Genomic DNA, 15,425 nt, shown 5'->3' on the forward strand with positions numbered 1-15,425 from the left:
CTCAGGCCCCCGGCACCAGCTCGGCAGCCGCCCGGGCCACGGCGCCCCGGATCGCCCGGTGCCGCTTACGGAACTCGGCGGTGGCGAGCGACACCGACACGGCGTGCACGCTCCCGTCCGCGCGCGGCCCCGGCAGGGCCACGGCGAGACAGGTGTACGCCGGATCGGCCTCCCCCATGGACACGGCGAACCCCTGCCCGCGGACCCGGGTGAGCTCCGCCTCGAACCGCTCGGCGGCGGTGATCGTACGGTCGGTGAACCTGGCCATGCCGTGCTCGTCGAGGTAGCGCCGGCGCACCGGCCGGGGGAGCCCGGCGAGCAGCGCCTTGCCGTGCGCGGTGGCGTGGGCGCGGACCTCGGGGCCGGGGGTGAAGGGGTTGGCGGTGTCGGTGACGGGGGCGGTGCTGTCGACCACGGTGATCAGCCCGCCGCGGTAGGCCGTGTAGTACGCCTCGGCCCCGGTCGCCCGGCGCAGCCGCCCGAGCAGCTCACCGACGCCGGGGTCGAGCCGCAGATGCCGCTGGAAGGCCCGGTGCAGAACGGGCACGCGCGGCCCGGGAACGTACCCCTGGGAGGTCCGCGTGAGATGCCCGCGCGCGGTGAGCGCCCCGAGCAGGTGATAGACGGTCGACAACGAACACCCGACCCCCCGCGCGAGCTCCTTGGCCCCCACCGGCCGGGGCGCATCGGCCACGGCATCGAGAATCGCGAGCGCACGGTCGACGGACTGGGGGGTGCTGCTGGTCATGGGGCGAGGGTACGGGCGCCGGTCACTCCCGGGGGAATTCGTCCGTGGAGAAGACGAGGCCGACGACCGTGTCCGTCAGGTCGAGCTCGTCGCCGAAGGTCACCCGGAGCTCGCTGACGTAGTCACCCTTCTTGGGCTGGGTGTAGACGTGGCACCTGCCCTGGTACGGGTCGGCGATCAGGTAGACGGGGATCTCGGCCTTCGCGTACGCGATCCGCTTGGGAAGGTAGTCGTTGTGGCCGGTGCCCTTCGAGATGACCTCGGCTACGAACTCGACGTCGTTGTGGACGAAGCGCCGCGCGCCGTGCTCGACCGACGCCTCGGACACGAGGGTGATGTCGGAGCAGAAGCCGTTGAGGTGCCCGGGATAGTCGATCCGGACATCAGAGAGGATTCGTTTCCGGGGGAACTTCTTCCTCATTTGTTCAACAATGTCCAAGGTGATGTCCCAGTGGATGCTCCGCTGCGGCGTCATGAAGATGTCCCCCTCGACAATGTCGATCCGGTAACCGTCGGGGGCGGTCTTCTCCAGCCACTCGAACAGCGTGTCGAGCGTGTGCTCGCTGTCCCTGTGCTCGGCCATCTCGATCCTGTCGTCGGTCCTGTCGTCCGTGATCCGGTCGTCGACAACGGTCGTCGTGGCACTCCTCCCCGGCCGTCTCTCGAACGAAAACGGCCGCGCAGTACAACGATAAGCACGGACGCGGGGCCACGTCCGGTTACCGGGCGTCCAAGAACACCGGATTCGTAAATGCCGCCAGCGGCCCCGGCAGCCCCGGGACGATCGGGGCGTGGCGGACCTCGGCCCGGATGTACGTCGCGTACTGCGGGGTCGTCTGCCACCGTGCCGTGCCCGTGCCCGACGCGGGGAGCTGGGTCGTGTACAGGGTGCCCTGGTCTGTCACGAAGGCCACCGAGCAGCCGGGCGCGCCCGTCACCTCCAGGTGGGCCGTCACCGGCTCGTCGGCGGCGGCCCGCAGGCGTTCGCCGATGCCCGCGTGCTGGCCGTGGCCGCCGGACACGGTGAAGGACAGCGACACCGCCGCCGACTCCGCCACGTACGAGTGGCCCGCCTTCAGGCCCGCCTGGATCGCCTCCCGGCTCAGCTCGTCGGCCAGGACCACCGTCTGGGGGCCGCCGATGCGGTCCGGGTCGCGGTGGGCGTCGCTGTTGCCCATCGCAGGGGTCCATGCTTTGCCCGAACGGGCCGAGACCGTAAGGGAGTTGTCCCACTCCTGGAGGGTCACCTCGTCGTCCGGGGTGTACGGGCCGTTCCACACCTCCACCGCGTCCGCCTCGCCGAAGCCGAACTTCCAGCCGCAGCCGACGCACGTGGCGTGCGGGTGGGCCGGGACCACGATGCCGCCCGCCGCGCGGACCGCGCGCGCGAAGTGGCCGAAACGGTTGTCCCGGGCCCGGTAGCGCCAGTCGATGAACGTGCCCGGGTCGGTTCCGAGCGCCACCACGTGGCCGTTGCGGGTCGTGATCTCCTCGCCCGTCATGATCAGCAGGTCGTCGCCCCACAGGCCCTGCCACGCCCGGTGCGCCGAATTCGTGTTGTGCTCCGAGGTGTTGATGAAGTCCAGGCCCGCCGCCCGGGCGAGCGCCGCGATCTGGGCCGGGGTGCGGCCGCCGTCCGAGTACACCGAGTGCATGTGGCAGTCGCCCCGGTACCAGGCCCGGCCCCGCCCCTTCGCCCGCGTCGGCGGGTAGACCGGCGCCGGTGTCGTGCCGGGCTCGCCGTACTTCAGCGTGACCGTCACCGTGTACGGCAGGCCCTGCGGCGCCACCGTGTACGGGCCCAGCGCGACATGCCAGGTCCCCGCGCGCACCGGGCCGCGCAGATAGCCCGGGGTCGCGTCGTCCGCGCGGATGAAGAACTCCGTGCGTGCCCCGCCCGACCAGCCCCGGAACCCCGCACCGCCGAGCCCCGTACCCCGCTCGTCGAAGATGCCGATGTCGAGCGCGTTGCCCTGCGTGCCAGCCGGCTCCGACGGCTTCTCGTACGTGTACGAGACCGCCAACTCCCTTACCCCGTGCGGCACTTCGACCGGCAGGTACACGAAGTCGGGCGAGCCGGGCGGCAGCGTGCCGCGCACCACCCTGGTCTCGTCGGGGCGGCCGCCCGCGCCGCCGCCGGGTGCCGCGTTCGCGAAGCTCACGGTTCCCAAGGTAAGCGCGGTCGCCGCGCCCGTCACGATGAGACCGCGTCTGCCGATGGATCCGGATCCGTTCTCGGCCATGAGCTCAGCTCCAAATGAGTCGAGAGAGTCGGGAAGGTCGGGAGGGTCGGGGGAGTCGGGGGAAGGGGCGAGATATTTCCACGGGGCGATGCCCCTCCCGGGGTGCCTGTTCACTCTCGTACCCCCGTGTGAACGCGGGGAGTCGGGGAGTTGAGGGGTTGAGGGCCTGTGGCCGATTCCGGCGAGGCTCGGACGCCGGCTCCTGGCGTCCCTTGCGGCTGCGCCCCGCTGGAGATAGGAAGTGATCCCCACCGCAGACCGACCGGAAGGTATGCCGATGCGCATCGCCGTCACCATCTTCCTGACCGACCAGACGATCACCCCCGTACGCCTCGCCCGCGAGCTGGAGGAGCGCGGGTTCTCCGGGCTCTACCTGCCCGAACACACCCACATCCCCGTGGAGCGGGTCACCCCCTACCCGGTGGGCGGGGAACTGCCGCCGGAGTACGGGCGCACCCTCGACCCGTTCGTCGCGCTCGGCCAGGCCTCGGCGGTGGCCGAGAACCTCGACCTCGGCACCGGGATCACGCTGGTCGCCCAGCGCGACCCGATCGACCTCGCCAAGCAGATCGCCACCCTCGACCACCTCTCCGGCGGCCGCTTCACCCTCGGGCTCGGCTACGGCTGGAACAAGGAGGAGGCCGCCGACCACGGCGTCGAGTGGGCCACCCGGCGCGAACTCGTCCGCGACCGGATGGCTCTGATGCGTGCCCTGTGGGCCGATCAACCCACCGCATATGAGGGTGAGTTCGGGTCTGTGAAGGCTTCGTACGCCTTCCCCAAGCCCGTCCGCAACGGCGCTCCCCGCACCCTCATCGGCGGGGCCGCCGGGCCGAAGCTGTTCGCGGCCATCGCCGAGTACGCGGACGGCTGGCTGCCCATCGGCGGGCGCGGCCTCACCGAGTCGCTGCCCGTGCTCCGCCGGGCGTGGGAGGACGCCGGGCGCGAGGCGCGCGACCTCCAGATCGTCCCGTACGCCGTGCTCCCGGCCCCCGGCAAGCTCGCCCACTACGCGGAGCTCGGCATCGAGGAGGTCGTCCTCCAGCTGCCGCCCGCCGACGAGACCGGGGTGCTCAAGGTTCTGGACGAGTACGCCTCGTATCTCTGACCAGCAGGTCGGGGCGGCCCGTCGCCGAGCCGCCCCGACCCGTCCTCAGTTCAGCGGGATGTCCAGGTACGACGGGTCCTCGTCGGGCGAGGTGATCGTGATCGTGCCGGGGGTCTTGGCGGGCTCGCCGTAGAACGGGTCCACCGAGTCCACGACGAGCATCAGGCGGTGGCCGGCCCGCACGTCGTACCCGGTGACCTGGAGCGCGATGTCGACGGTGGCCGGCGTCTTCGGGACGCCGCCAAGGAGCGTGTACGGCGCGTGCGTGATGATGCGGGCCACGCCGAGCGCGTTGACGTCGAAGAGGTACGCCACGAACGTCGTGTCCGGCTCGCTCGGCGCCACCGTCAGCCGCAGCCGTGGCACGCCGCGCAGCTGGTGGCGGGAGGGCAGGGGGGCGCTCGTCCACACCCCGGCCGCGTTCCGGTCGATCTTCCCCGTCCGGTACGCCTTGGGGAGCCCGGCCAGTTCGGCGTAGCCGGTGAGCAGGATCTGGTCCGCGACGGTGGCCGGGGTGTCGGTGCCGGTGGTGAACGTGGTGTGCCAGCCGTTGGTGGGCTTGTCCAGGAGCCCGCCGTCCTTGGCGCCCTCGGAGGGGCCGGTCAGATAGAACCGCTCGGGGGTGCCGGTCGCCGCGTGCCAGGTGGCCCGGGATTCCAGCGCCCGGCCCCACATGATCTCGCTGACGACCTGGTCCTCGGCGCCGGACTCGGAGTCGAACGCGGCGGCCGCGGCCTCGTCCCCGTTCACTTCGAGCAGGTGGCGGTCGAACCAGCGGTGCGCCTCCTGCCAGATCCGGTTGGGCAGCCCCAGCATGCCGGTCATCTCGGGGCCCGAGTGGTCGCCGATCGACCAGAGCAGCCGCTTGGGGCCGCTCAGCGCGTTGAACATCTTCAGCGTCTGGTTGCCCGGGAACAGCGTCTCGTGCCAGGCCTGCGCGAACAGCACCGGCACCGGGCGCTCATTCAGCTTGTCGACGCGGTGGTAGGGCGAGCGTTCGGCCGCCCACTTCAGCGTCTCCTCGACGTTCTCGTTGGCCAGTACGTCGTCGAAGGCCTTCTGGGTGCGCGCGCTGAGCCGGGCCGTGGCGGCGGCGCCGAGCAGCGTCCGCACGGAGGCCACGTGCCGGGTGTTGTTCTCGTAGAACGCCTCGCCCAGGTCGCCCCAGGTGCTGAGCGCGACCACGGCGTGCACGCGGGGGTCCTCGGCGGCGACCAGCTGGCTGATGCCGGAGCCGTACGAGTCACCGAGGAAGCCGACCTTGCCGATCGAACTCGGGCCGCCCGCCTGGGAGATGAGGTGGTCGAGGGCCTTGATGCCGTCCGCGATGTCCTTCTTGCCGGCCACCTCGACCTCGCCGCCGGACTCGCCGAAGCCGCGCGTCGTGTAGGCCAGTACGTGGTAGCCGCGGCGGGCGAAGCGCATCGCCTGCACGGTGTAGACGGTCCAGCCCTGCTTGGCCCACGGCGAGGGCATCACGATCAGCGGGTGCGACCCCTCGCCGTTGTGCAGCCATAACGCGGCGTCGAGCTCGACGCCCTCCTCGACGGGCACTTTCACGCCGTCCAGGAAGGTCGCCGCATCCCGCGTCTCGGCCACCTCGGCCGCCCGCGCGGGGGCGAGCTTGGAGGTGTCGCCGGTGCGCAGCGCCTGCACGACCTGTACGAGTGCGCCTTCGTCCAGCTCCGGGTAGAGGCTCACCACGGCGGCCGGTTGCGTTCCCTTTGAACCCTTTGAAGTCACGTCGGTCCCATCCCAGTTCGTCGAACTTGTACGGAACGTGCACGGGTGTCACCGCTCGGGCCCGGAGCGACCCCCAGTATCGACGCGGACGCGCTGTGTAGCGATGTGCTTTCGCGCGGAACGGCCGGAAATGTACGGCGGCTTGATTCCCGGGGGCTGGTGACGATGCCCACGGCCCCCGGGCGAGCGCACGCTCGTATGCTCGGTGGATGACTTCCAGCACGCAGCCCCCGCAGGCAGAAGGACCGGGCCCTGCCTCACCGCAGTCCGCCGCACCGACCGCCAACTCGATGCGGCGCGCGCTGAAACGCGCCAGGGACGGCGTCGCGCTCGACGGCGGCGAGGCGGCCGTGCTGCTCCAGGCCCGCGGCGCCGACCTCGACGACCTCACCGCCTCGGCCGCCCGGGTCCGCGACGCGGGCCTGGAGGCGGCGGGCCGGCCCGGGATCATCACGTACTCCAAGAGCGTGTTCATCCCGCTCACCCGGCTCTGCCGGGACAAGTGCCACTACTGCACCTTCGTCACCGTGCCGGGCAAGCTGCGCCGGGCTGGGCACGGCATGTTCATGTCCCCCGACGAGGTGCTCGACATCGCGCGCAAGGGTGCCGAACTCGGCTGCAAGGAAGCCCTGATCACGCTGGGCGACAAGCCCGAGGACCGCTGGCCCGAGGCCCGCGAGTGGCTCGACGCGCACGGCTACGACGACACGATCGCGTACGTGCGCGCCATGGCGATCCGCATCCTGGAGGAGACGGGCCTGCTCCCGCACCTCAACCCGGGCGTCCTCTCGTGGACGGACTTCCAGCGCCTGAAGCCGGTCGCACCCTCCATGGGCATGATGCTGGAGACGACCGCGACCCGGCTGTGGTCCGAGCCCGGCGGCCCCCACTACGGCTCCCCGGACAAGGAACCGGCCGTGCGGCTGCGGGTGTTGGAGGACGCGGGGCGCTCGTCGGTGCCCTTCACCAGCGGGCTGCTGATAGGGATCGGCGAGACGTACGAGGAGCGCGCGGATTCGCTGTTCGCGCTGCGCCGCGTGTCGCGCTCGTACCACGGCATCCAGGAACTGATCATCCAGAACTTCCGCGCCAAGCCGGACACGGCGATGCGCGGCATGCCGGACGCCGAGCTCGACGACCTGGTGGCGACGGTCGCGGTCGCCCGGCACATCATGGGCCCGGCCGCCTGTCTTCAGGCGCCGCCGAACCTGGTGGCGGGGGAGTACGAGCGGCTGATCGGCGCGGGGATCGACGACTGGGGCGGGGTGTCCCCGGTCACGATCGACCACGTGAACCCGGAGCGCCCGTGGCCCCAGATCGACGAGCTGGCGGATCGTTCGAAGGAGGCCGGCTTCTCCCTCCGTGAGCGCCTCTGCATCTACCCGGAGTTCGTACAGCGCGGTGAGCCGTGGCTCGACCCCCGGCTGCTGCCGCACGTACGCGCGCTCGCGGACCCGGAGACGGGCCTGGCGAACGAGTCGGCCGAGGTGCGCGGCCTGCCGTGGCAGGAGCCCGACGAGGGCTTCGCGGCGTCCGGCCGCACGGACCTCCACCGCACCATCGACACCGAGGGCCGCACCGGCGACCGCCGCGAGGACTTCGACTCCGTGTACGGCGACTGGGGCGCCCTGCGCGAGGCGGCGGCCCCGGGCATGGTGCCGTCCCGCATCGACGCGGACGTACGTCAGGCCCTTTCGGTGGCCGCCGACGACCCGACGAAGCTGACCGACGCGGAGGCGCTGGCGCTGCTGCACGCGGACGGCGAGGCGCTGGACGCGCTGTGCCGGGTGGCGGACGACGTGCGCAAATCCATGGTGGGCGACGACGTGACGTACATCGTCACGAGGAACATCAACTTCACCAACGTCTGCTACACGGGCTGCCGCTTCTGCGCCTTCGCGCAGCGCCGCACGGACGCGGACGCGTACACGCTGTCCCTGTCCCAGGTCGCGGACCGGGCCGAACAGGCCTGGGACGTGGGGGCGGTCGAGGTCTGCATGCAGGGCGGCATCCACCCCGACCTGCCGGGCACGGCCTACTTCGACATCGCGAAGGCGGTGAAGGAGCGCGTCCCCGGGATGCACGTCCACGCGTTCTCCCCCATGGAGGTCGTGAACGGCGCGACCCGCACCGGCATGTCGATCCGCGAGTGGCTGACCGAGGCGAAGGCGGCGGGCCTGGACTCGATCCCGGGCACGGCGGCGGAGATCCTGGACGACGAGGTCCGCTGGATCCTGACCAAGGGCAAACTCCCGACGGCGACGTGGATCGAGGTCGTAACGACCGCCCACGAACTGGGCATCCGCTCCTCCTCCACGATGATGTACGGCCACGTGGACCAGCCTCGCCACTGGCTGGGCCACTTCCGCACGCTGGCCCGCATCCAGCAACAGACCGGCGGATTCACGGAGTTCGTGACGCTCCCGTTCATCCACACGAACGCTCCGGTGTACCTGGCGGGCATCGCCCGCCCGGGCCCGACGGCGAGGGACAACAGGGCGGTAACAGCCATGGCTCGCCTGCTCCTCCACCCGTACATCCCCAACATCCAGACCAGCTGGGTGAAGCTGGGCCAGGAGGGCGCGGCGGAGATGCTGCGCTCGGGCGCGAACGACCTGGGCGGCACGCTGATGGAGGAGACCATCTCCCGCATGGCGGGCTCCAGTTACGGCTCGTACCGCTCGATCAAGGACCTGGTGGCCATCGCGGACGCGGCGGCCCGCCCGTCCCGCCCGCGCACGACGCTGTACGGGGAGGTGCCTCAGGAGCGGGTTACGGCGGCCCATGCTTCGGACGGGCATCTGCCGGAGTTGTTGCCTGTGGTGGACTAGCGCGCTGCGGGGGTGCGGGTACGCGGGCGACCCGGGTCGGGTCTAGACGACGTTGAGGTCCCGGCGCGCACGGCTGATCAGGTTCTGGGCGTCGGTGCCGAAGACGGCGGACTCCCGCAGGGTCCTCCAGGTGCGCAGGTACAACGCGATCGAGTCGTCGTCATCGATCCAGAGCTCGGCGTGCCAGACCTCGACCATGACGAGGCGTTCGTCATGCACCCAGAAGCCTCCCGTCGGCGGGATCTTCAGCGAGGCCGTGAACGGGATGACCCCGAGCCGGACCGTGTCGAGACCGATCAGCCCGGCGAGGCGATCGAGCTGCGCCGCCAGCACCGAGGGCGGACAGATCAACGACCTGAGGGCAGTCTCGCCGATCAGGATCTCGAAGTGCTTGCCGGCGTCGTAGAGGAGCTCCTGACGCTTGACGCGTGCGCGCACGGCCGCCTCTGTGTCGCGGGGTGAACGCTGGAGCTCGGCATACCGGTTGAACACGTGCCGGGCGTAGTCGGCGGTCTGGAGGATGCCCGGCACGGTGACGCTCTCGAAGCCGTGCACGAGGACTGAGCGCTGGTACTCGGCGGCGATCCCCTCCTGGACCGGCTGATGCCCGGCGGCGAGCTGGCGTCGCCAGGAGCGGATGTGGGACTCGAATCCCCGGAGCCGGGCCAGGAGCTCGCCGTACGCCTGCGGCTGGCCGGTCGCATCTGCCCACGCCTGGAGGTCTTCCGGCGTCGCGGTCTGCCTGCCGTTCTCAAGCTTCGAGATCTTGGGCTGTGGCCAGCCGAGGAGCTGCGCGAGCCGGGTACCGGTGAGACGTCCCTCCGGGGCAGACATGCGAAGCTCCCGCAGGCGCACCCCGAGCGCCTCCCGTGCCTGCTGATAGTCCGTCGTCACCGGTACCCGTCTCGTCGGTCAGTTCGTCGCAGCCGCGGTCAACTGCTCGCAGGGCACGGCGTGATCGCTGCGCACGGCGTGATGCCAGGCCGCGTCTCGAAGCATCGCGTACCTGATCACCTCGGCCGGTTCAGTGATCAGCTCCACGTCGACGAGCTCGTCGTCCTCGGTGAAGTTGAGCCGGGCGACCAGGCGTGAATCGAAGATCCAGAAGTCTTCGTTGCCCAGCCGCAGGCGGTCGCTCTCTTCCCGGCGCAGGGTCCGGATGTCCTCCCCGAGTTCGGTGTTCCGTTCAGCGTTGATCTTCAGGTAGCGCTGACCGGTGGTCGCCGGGTCGTCGATCACCCGGACGCGGGCAACCGTCTTCCCGGCTGCTGTCGCCCGACGAATCGTCTCGCAGTATCAGGAGGTCAAGTCCCAGTCCACGCGCCCCTCGGCGAGGAACTGCGCGTAGGTTTCCGTCGACTCGTCGGACGCGTAGCGGCTCCGGGTCTCCAGTCGCCAGGCGGTGTGCTCGAAGATCTCGAACAGCCGGTTGAAGGCGGCGAGATCGATCACGCGAGCCTGCCGGGTCGTGCCCTTTGGGGCCCAGTCGGTGATCAGCTCACGGGGGACGACCACGGCCACCTCGTCGGGGCCCAAGTGCTGTAGCTGAGCGACATCCTCGGGGTCGGTGAGCGGCGGTCCGTGCACGATCACCTGACCCGTGTCGACGTCCTCGTGGATCGACGGGCAGCCGGTGTCGCCACTGCCGGTGCCGTTGAAGCGGATGTTGCGCGCCATGCGTCCTCCCTCGTCGGGCCGTGCTCCGTGCTCTGATCGTGTCGCCGGGGCGGACAGCCCGGCTATGGACTCCCTGACGCTGCGCGAGAATCCCCGGGTATAAATCGTTGTTACCCGAGAATATCGGCGAATAACTGCTATCGGGAGCAACTGCCGTGGACCAACGCTGAGTTCATGACCACTGCATGGAGACAGGGCAAGATCGAAGCCGCCGACGCAGCCGAGGCACTGCGGGAAGCGCTGGCGACGGCGGGGATCGTCCTGCCGTCCCTGGGGACCGACGCAGGTTCCCCCTACCTGAACCTGATCAGTCTGGGACGGGTGCGCGCCGATGTCGCGCTGAAGCTCGCCGACGTGATTCGCCGGGGGTGCGCATGAGCGCGTACGAGCCGGAGATCGGCGATCTCGTCTATGACGAAGCGACTCGCAGGATTGGTGCGGCTGTCGACCGCGTCGGGCCGCGCTGGCAGCTCAAGCCGCCGGGCGGCGGCCGCGAGTGGGACGCTCACGGCCCGCTGAGGGCCGCTACGCAGGAGGAGCGGCTCTCCTGCGGGGTGGCACTCGCCAACGCCCGGAGCCGGGGCGAGTGGCCGTGAGTACGCCGACCGCCGCCGTCACCCTGTCGGCAGAGTGCACGCTCGCGAAGCAACGCGGCTATGAAGATCTGCACTCGGCGTGCACGCAGATCAAAGACATCGCACTACCGCACTCGAAGGGCATCCTTCTGGCCCGCCATTGCGGCTGTACGTGCCACCGAGTGGGCGCTGCGAGATAGACCAACAGGGCGGCCAGGGTGCGGTGTTCACCTTGGCCGCCCTGTCCAGCGCCATAGTCGTCGGGCCCTGCCCTTACCGTACGAGCAGATCGAACCCCCGCACCGGAGGTCAGCGTGAGCGCCCAGCCAGACGGCCCGTACGGACCGCTGATCCCCATGCCAGACCTCACCCCTGACGCCCTGCGGGCCCGCCGTCGCGCGCATCGCGCCCAGCCGGGTCCCGGCGCTCACTCAGCACTTGTTCGAGGCGACGACCAACGCACAGCAGGCGCAGAGCCTCGCCCCGCTCCGGGCCTTCGTCCATTCCTGGGGCGTGTTCGTGGCGATCGGGCGGCACCCGGCGCGTGCCGCCCGGCTGCGCGAGCTGGAGCGGATCGTGGATGCGGGTGAACAGGATCCGGCGGACACGATGACGGAGACCCGCCGGATCCGGGAAGCGGCTGAGATGGAGGCCCGGCTATGACGGATGGGGCTTGGGGCGGCGCTGCCTGAAGGGCACCTCTGCCTGGCGGCTCCGGCTCAGTCCAGCGCCATAGTCCCCCGCGTATACCGCATCCCGTACTTCTCCCCCAGCGAGTTGACCTTCTCCAGGTCCATCGCGCCCTCGGCCGTGCGGATCGCCGGGCCCGCTTCGAACATGTCCTCCACGAAGCGGTCCCAGCCGCCCGGGGTCGAGATCTGCAGGGCGCGGACCGGGGGCTGCGAGGCGTTGCGCATGGCGTGGGGGACGCCGTGGGGGAGCAGGGCCGACATGCCTGCGGTCAGGCGGTGCGTCGTGCCCCGGTAGTCGATCTCCATCTCGCCCTCCAGTACGTACACGAACTCGTCCATCAGCTCGTGGACATGGGGCGGGATGTCGACGTCGAGGCGGTTCTCCAGGACGGCCAGGCGGCCCTCGCTGTCGGTGGTGGTGACCTTCACGCCGAAGCCGGGTGGCAGCGGGACGCGGGTGGGGCGGGTCTCGCCCGGCTTGAGTACGAAGAAGCGGTCCTCGGGCATGTCGGATGCAGCGGGCATGGCTGTGCCTTTCTGTGCTGCGGCGGGTGCGCCGTGGCCGGTAGCTCCACCACCGTACGCGCTATGTGGAGGAAAAGCTCCAGTTACTTCGCGGCGCCTAGCATGTTCCGCATGACAGGACTGCGTGCCGATGCCCGGCGGAACCGGGAGAAGATCCTGGCCGCGGCCCGGGAGCTGTTCCGTGAGCGGGGCACGGCCGTCGCCCTCGACGACATCGCGCGGCGGGCCGGGGTCGGCATCGGGACGCTCTACCGGCGCTTCCCCGACCGGGACGCGCTCATCACGGACGTCGTCCTGGAGGGGTTCGAGGCGGGGCTCGCCGCCGTCGAGGCGGCCCGCGCGGCCGGGGGCGGTGCGGTGGCGGTGCTCGACGAGATGTTCCGGCGCGTCGTCGAGCAGCGCGAGCGGCTGGTCATGCCGTTGATCGGGGGGCCCGTCGTGCGCGACCCCCGCGTACGGAAGCTTCAGCGGGCGATCCTGGGCGCGTTGGAGGAAGTGCTCGCCGAGGGGCGGGGCGAAGGGGTGCTGCGGGCCGACATCACGCCGTTCGACCTGGTCGGGGCGGCGGCGATGGCGTGCCGGCCCATGCCGCATCTGCCCCGCGACGCGGCGGGCGCGCTCGCCGCGCGGCATGTCGCCGTCTATCTCCACGGGCTGCGGCCCCACGGCGCTCTGGCGCTGCCCGATATGGTCGACCCCGGGGAGTATCTCGGTCTCGGCTGACGGGGGTTGGGGGGAGTGGTGGGAGGCGTGCAGCCTTCGATGCAGGAGCTCATCCGGCGCCGCAAACGCGCCGGGTTCGTGGGGCGGCGGGATGAACTCGCCGAATTCCAGCGGAACTTCGACGTTCCCGTCGACGACGAGCGGCACCGGTTCGTGTTCCGCGTGCACGGCAACGCCGGGGTCGGGAAGACCTTTCTCGTACGGGAGTTGGAGCAGGCCGCCCTGGAGCGCGGGGCGCTGACCGCCTACACCGACGAGGGCGTCGACAGTGTGCCGGAGGCCCTTGGGGCGATCAGTGCGCGGTTCGCCCGGCAGGGGTGGCCGCTCAAGGCGCTCGACAAGATCCTGGCCACCTACCGCCAGCGCCGCTACGAGGCCGAGGCGGCCGGGGCCGGGGCCGGGGCCGGCTCGGGGCCCTCGGCCGGGGCGGTCGTCGCGGCCCAGGCGGGGCTCGCCGGGGTGGGCCTCGTACCCGGGGTCGGCGTGCTCGCCTCCACCGTCGACCCGGTCCAACTCGCCGAGGGCGCCGAGCGGTTGAGGGCCGCGCTCAGCGCCCGGCTCGGGCGGCAGGAGGACGTGCAGCTCGTCCTCGACCCGCTGCGCGTGCTCACCCCCGTCTTCGTCGAGGAACTGGGCCGGGTGGCCGCCCACGTGCCTTGGGTGGTCCTTTTCTTCGACACGTACGAACGCACCGGGGCGTTCCTGGACGGCTGGCTGCGCGATCTGGTCACCACCGACCGGTACGGCGGGCTGCCCGCCAACACGGTGCTCACCCTGTCCGGCCAGGGCCGGCCCGACCCCCTGCACTGGCCCGCCGCCGCGGACTACGTCGCCGACCTGCCCCTCGACCCCTTCACCGAGGAGGAGGCCCGCCAACTCCTCGCCAGCAAAGGGGTGTTGGACGAGGAAGTCGTACGCGACGTGCTGCGGCTCTCCGGGCGGCTGCCCGTACTCGTCAGCACCCTCGCCGGGAGCCGGCCCGCGACGCCGGGCGACATCGGCGACCCCAGCGCCACGGCGGTGGAACGCTTCCTGAAGTGGGAGCCCGACCCGGTGCGCAGGTCCGCCGCGCTCGAAGGCGCGCTGCCGCGCCGGCTCGACGAGGACGTGTTCCGCGCGGCCGTCAGCGGGGACGCGGCCGGCCTCTTCGACTGGCTGCGCTCGCTCCCGTTCGTACGCGACCAGGGCGGCCGCATCAAGTACCACGACGTCGTCCGCGCCCCCATGCAGCGCCTCCAGCGCACCGCCTCGCCGCAGCGCTGGCGGGCCGGGCACGAGCGGCTCGCCGCCTGGTACGCCCAGGAGCGGGCCGCGGCCGGCGAGGGGCGCTGGCGCGACGAGACCTGGCGGGAGCCGCGCCTCGAAGAGCTCTACCACCGGCTGTGCGCCGACCCCGCCGGCGCGTTCGGGGACGTGCTGCGCGACGGCATCGAGGCCTGCCGTCAGGGCACGGTCACCGCCCGGCGCTGGGCGCGGGTGATCGCCGAGGCCGGCGAGGACGCCAACCGCGAACCGCTGCGCAAGTGGGGCGCCGCCTGCCTCGCGGCGCTGGAGGCCGAGCGCCGCCACGGCATCGACGTCCTCGGCATGATGCTCGCCCGGCCCGAACTCACCGACGAGGACCGGGTCGCCGTGCACATCGCCCGCGCCTGGGGCTACTTCAGGACCGAGGCGTACGAGGAGTCCCTCGCGGACTACCGCCGGGCGCTCACCCTGGACGCCTCCAGCGCGGACGCGTACCACGGGCGGGCCGTCGCCCACCGGGCCGTCGGCGACCACGCGGCCGCCCTCGCCGACCTCGACCGGCTCGAAGAGCTGGAGCCGGGCCGCCCGCGCGCACCCCGCGAGCGCGGCGAGACCCACCGGCGCGCGGGCCGCTACGACGAGGCCGTCGCCGAACTCGGCCGGGCCCTCGCGCTCGACCCCGGCGACGCGCTCATCCTGGGCAGCCGGGGCCAGGCGAAGGCCCAACTCGGCCGCGCCGCCGAGGCGTTGGGGGACTTCGACCGGGCGCTGCTCATCGACCCCGACTACGGCTGGGCGCTGGTGCGCCGGGCCCATGTGCGGGGCCTGCTCGGCGACACCGAGGACGCGCTCGCCGACCTCGACCACGCCGAGCGGCTCTCGCCGTCGTGGGCGTGGGTGCTCGGCGAGCGCGGCGACGTGTACCGGTTCGCGGAGCGCTACGAGGAGGCCGTCGCGGCGTACGGGCGGGCGCTCGCCCTCGACCCCGGGTACGCGTGGGCGCTGGGCAGCCGCGCGGTGGCCCTCGCGGAACTGGGGCGCGCCACCGAGGCGCTGGCCGACCTGGACCGGGCCGTCGCACTGGTGCCGGGCTATGTGTGGGCGTACCAGCAGCGGGCCAGGCTGCACCGGGCGGAGGGCCGCGAGGAGGCGGCCCTCGCGGACCTCGCGCGGGCGGCGCAGGCGGGCACGGCCCAGGGCATCCCGCGCGGCCCGCTCCCGGCGGACGAGGGCGACCCGGCCTACCCGGGCGTCCCGCCGGAGCCGGGGCCCACGCCCAGACCGTAAAGGGTTTCACGCAGGGTCGGTCAATTTG

General features: G+C 71.7%; 13 protein-coding genes and 1 pseudogene. 7 read left to right on the forward strand and 7 right to left on the reverse strand.

Features of this window, described 5'->3' with window-relative positions; translation table 11 throughout:
• Position 1 precedes the first annotated feature (1 nt).
• The 3 genes from OHA17_RS23020 to OHA17_RS23030 form a co-directional block, all read right to left on the reverse strand.
• Positions 2 to 748: an IclR family transcriptional regulator gene (locus tag OHA17_RS23020; RefSeq protein WP_406508169.1), complete on the reverse strand. Its 747-nt coding sequence runs from the start codon at positions 746 to 748 to the stop codon at positions 2 to 4.
• A 22-nt stretch (positions 749 to 770) separates the two neighbouring features.
• The gene (locus OHA17_RS23025; protein ID WP_406508170.1) at positions 771 to 1,331 is read right to left on the reverse strand and encodes a Uma2 family endonuclease; all 561 of its coding nucleotides are present in this window, start codon (positions 1,329 to 1,331) and stop codon (positions 771 to 773) included.
• 136 nt (positions 1,332 to 1,467) lie between these two features.
• Positions 1,468 to 2,991, reverse strand: coding sequence for a CehA/McbA family metallohydrolase (locus OHA17_RS23030; protein ID WP_406508171.1), 1,524 nt, complete (start codon positions 2,989 to 2,991; stop codon positions 1,468 to 1,470).
• Between the two features lie 277 nt (positions 2,992 to 3,268).
• Between OHA17_RS23030 and OHA17_RS23035 the strand changes: the two genes are divergently transcribed.
• Positions 3,269 to 4,099 carry a TIGR03619 family F420-dependent LLM class oxidoreductase gene (locus OHA17_RS23035; RefSeq protein WP_398876081.1) on the forward strand — a complete coding sequence of 277 codons (831 nt, stop codon included), beginning with the start codon at positions 3,269 to 3,271 and terminating at the stop codon, positions 4,097 to 4,099.
• 45 nt (positions 4,100 to 4,144) lie between these two features.
• Here the strand turns inward: OHA17_RS23035 and OHA17_RS23040 are convergent, their stop codons facing one another.
• Positions 4,145 to 5,803: a CocE/NonD family hydrolase gene (locus tag OHA17_RS23040; protein ID WP_406508172.1), complete on the reverse strand. Its 1,659-nt coding sequence runs from the start codon at positions 5,801 to 5,803 to the stop codon at positions 4,145 to 4,147.
• Positions 5,804 to 6,051: 248 nt separating this feature from the next.
• On the opposite strand from OHA17_RS23040, the gene OHA17_RS23045 reads away from it, so the two are divergent.
• A complete protein-coding gene (locus OHA17_RS23045; RefSeq protein ID WP_406508173.1) occupies positions 6,052 to 8,673 on the forward strand; it encodes a bifunctional FO biosynthesis protein CofGH in 2,622 nt (873 codons plus the stop codon).
• A gap of 42 nt (positions 8,674 to 8,715) precedes the next feature.
• On the opposite strand, the gene OHA17_RS23050 is transcribed toward OHA17_RS23045, so the two are convergent.
• Together OHA17_RS23050 and OHA17_RS23055 are read right to left on the reverse strand one after the other, a co-directional pair.
• The gene (locus tag OHA17_RS23050) at positions 8,716 to 9,567 is read right to left on the reverse strand and encodes a helix-turn-helix domain-containing protein (RefSeq protein ID WP_406508174.1); all 852 of its coding nucleotides are present in this window, start codon (positions 9,565 to 9,567) and stop codon (positions 8,716 to 8,718) included.
• 18 nt (positions 9,568 to 9,585) lie between these two features.
• A pseudogene (locus OHA17_RS23055) lies at positions 9,586 to 10,350 on the reverse strand (DUF6879 family protein).
• A gap of 174 nt (positions 10,351 to 10,524) precedes the next feature.
• On the opposite strand from OHA17_RS23055, the gene OHA17_RS23060 reads away from it, so the two are divergent.
• The 3 genes from OHA17_RS23060 to OHA17_RS23070 all read left to right on the forward strand — a co-directional run bounded on the left by OHA17_RS23060 (position 10,525) and on the right by OHA17_RS23070 (position 11,588).
• The gene (locus OHA17_RS23060; RefSeq protein ID WP_406508175.1) at positions 10,525 to 10,728 is read left to right on the forward strand and encodes a hypothetical protein; all 204 of its coding nucleotides are present in this window, start codon (positions 10,525 to 10,527) and stop codon (positions 10,726 to 10,728) included.
• Positions 10,725 to 10,946: a hypothetical protein gene (locus OHA17_RS23065; protein WP_406508176.1), complete on the forward strand. Its 222-nt coding sequence runs from the start codon at positions 10,725 to 10,727 to the stop codon at positions 10,944 to 10,946. The genes OHA17_RS23060 and OHA17_RS23065 overlap by 4 nt, the downstream gene beginning before the upstream one ends.
• Positions 10,947 to 11,363: 417 nt before the next feature.
• Complete coding sequence (locus tag OHA17_RS23070; protein WP_406508177.1) at positions 11,364 to 11,588, forward strand: hypothetical protein; 225 nt, start codon at positions 11,364 to 11,366, stop codon at positions 11,586 to 11,588.
• Positions 11,589 to 11,644: 56 nt separating this feature from the next.
• Here the strand turns inward: OHA17_RS23070 and OHA17_RS23075 are convergent, their stop codons facing one another.
• Positions 11,645 to 12,142: a cupin domain-containing protein gene (locus tag OHA17_RS23075; RefSeq protein ID WP_406508178.1), complete on the reverse strand. Its 498-nt coding sequence runs from the start codon at positions 12,140 to 12,142 to the stop codon at positions 11,645 to 11,647.
• Between the two features lie 111 nt (positions 12,143 to 12,253).
• Between OHA17_RS23075 and OHA17_RS23080 the strand changes: the two genes are divergently transcribed.
• Together OHA17_RS23080 and OHA17_RS23085 are read left to right on the forward strand one after the other, a co-directional pair.
• Positions 12,254 to 12,865: a TetR/AcrR family transcriptional regulator gene (locus OHA17_RS23080; protein WP_406508179.1), complete on the forward strand. Its 612-nt coding sequence runs from the start codon at positions 12,254 to 12,256 to the stop codon at positions 12,863 to 12,865.
• A 39-nt stretch (positions 12,866 to 12,904) separates the two neighbouring features.
• Positions 12,905 to 15,397 carry a tetratricopeptide repeat protein gene (locus tag OHA17_RS23085; RefSeq protein ID WP_406508180.1) on the forward strand — a complete coding sequence of 831 codons (2,493 nt, stop codon included), beginning with the start codon at positions 12,905 to 12,907 and terminating at the stop codon, positions 15,395 to 15,397.
• Positions 15,398 to 15,425: the final 28 nt, after the last annotated feature.

Origin of the sequence: Streptomyces sp. NBC_00212 (assembly GCF_045206365.1) — a bacterium.
GTDB lineage: Bacteria > Actinomycetota > Actinomycetes > Streptomycetales > Streptomycetaceae > Streptomyces.

Excerpts from the sequence above, each read along its gene's own strand:
- OHA17_RS23045 (WP_406508173.1), top strand. The coding sequence starts at position 6,052 with ATGACTTCCAGCACGCAGCCCCCGCAGGCAGAAGGACCGGGCCCTGCC.
- OHA17_RS23080 (WP_406508179.1), top strand. The coding sequence starts at position 12,254 with ATGACAGGACTGCGTGCCGATGCCCGGCGGAACCGGGAGAAGATCCTG.
- OHA17_RS23020 (WP_406508169.1), bottom strand. The coding sequence starts at position 748 with ATGACCAGCAGCACCCCCCAGTCCGTCGACCGTGCGCTCGCGATTCTC.
- OHA17_RS23035 (WP_398876081.1), top strand. The coding sequence starts at position 3,269 with ATGCGCATCGCCGTCACCATCTTCCTGACCGACCAGACGATCACCCCC.
- OHA17_RS23075 (WP_406508178.1), bottom strand. The coding sequence starts at position 12,142 with ATGCCCGCTGCATCCGACATGCCCGAGGACCGCTTCTTCGTACTCAAG.
- OHA17_RS23025 (WP_406508170.1), bottom strand. The coding sequence starts at position 1,331 with ATGGCCGAGCACAGGGACAGCGAGCACACGCTCGACACGCTGTTCGAG.
- OHA17_RS23060 (WP_406508175.1), top strand. The coding sequence starts at position 10,525 with ATGACCACTGCATGGAGACAGGGCAAGATCGAAGCCGCCGACGCAGCC.
- OHA17_RS23065 (WP_406508176.1), top strand. The coding sequence starts at position 10,725 with ATGAGCGCGTACGAGCCGGAGATCGGCGATCTCGTCTATGACGAAGCG.
- OHA17_RS23085 (WP_406508180.1), top strand. The coding sequence starts at position 12,905 with ATGCAGGAGCTCATCCGGCGCCGCAAACGCGCCGGGTTCGTGGGGCGG.
- OHA17_RS23030 (WP_406508171.1), bottom strand. The coding sequence starts at position 2,991 with ATGGCCGAGAACGGATCCGGATCCATCGGCAGACGCGGTCTCATCGTG.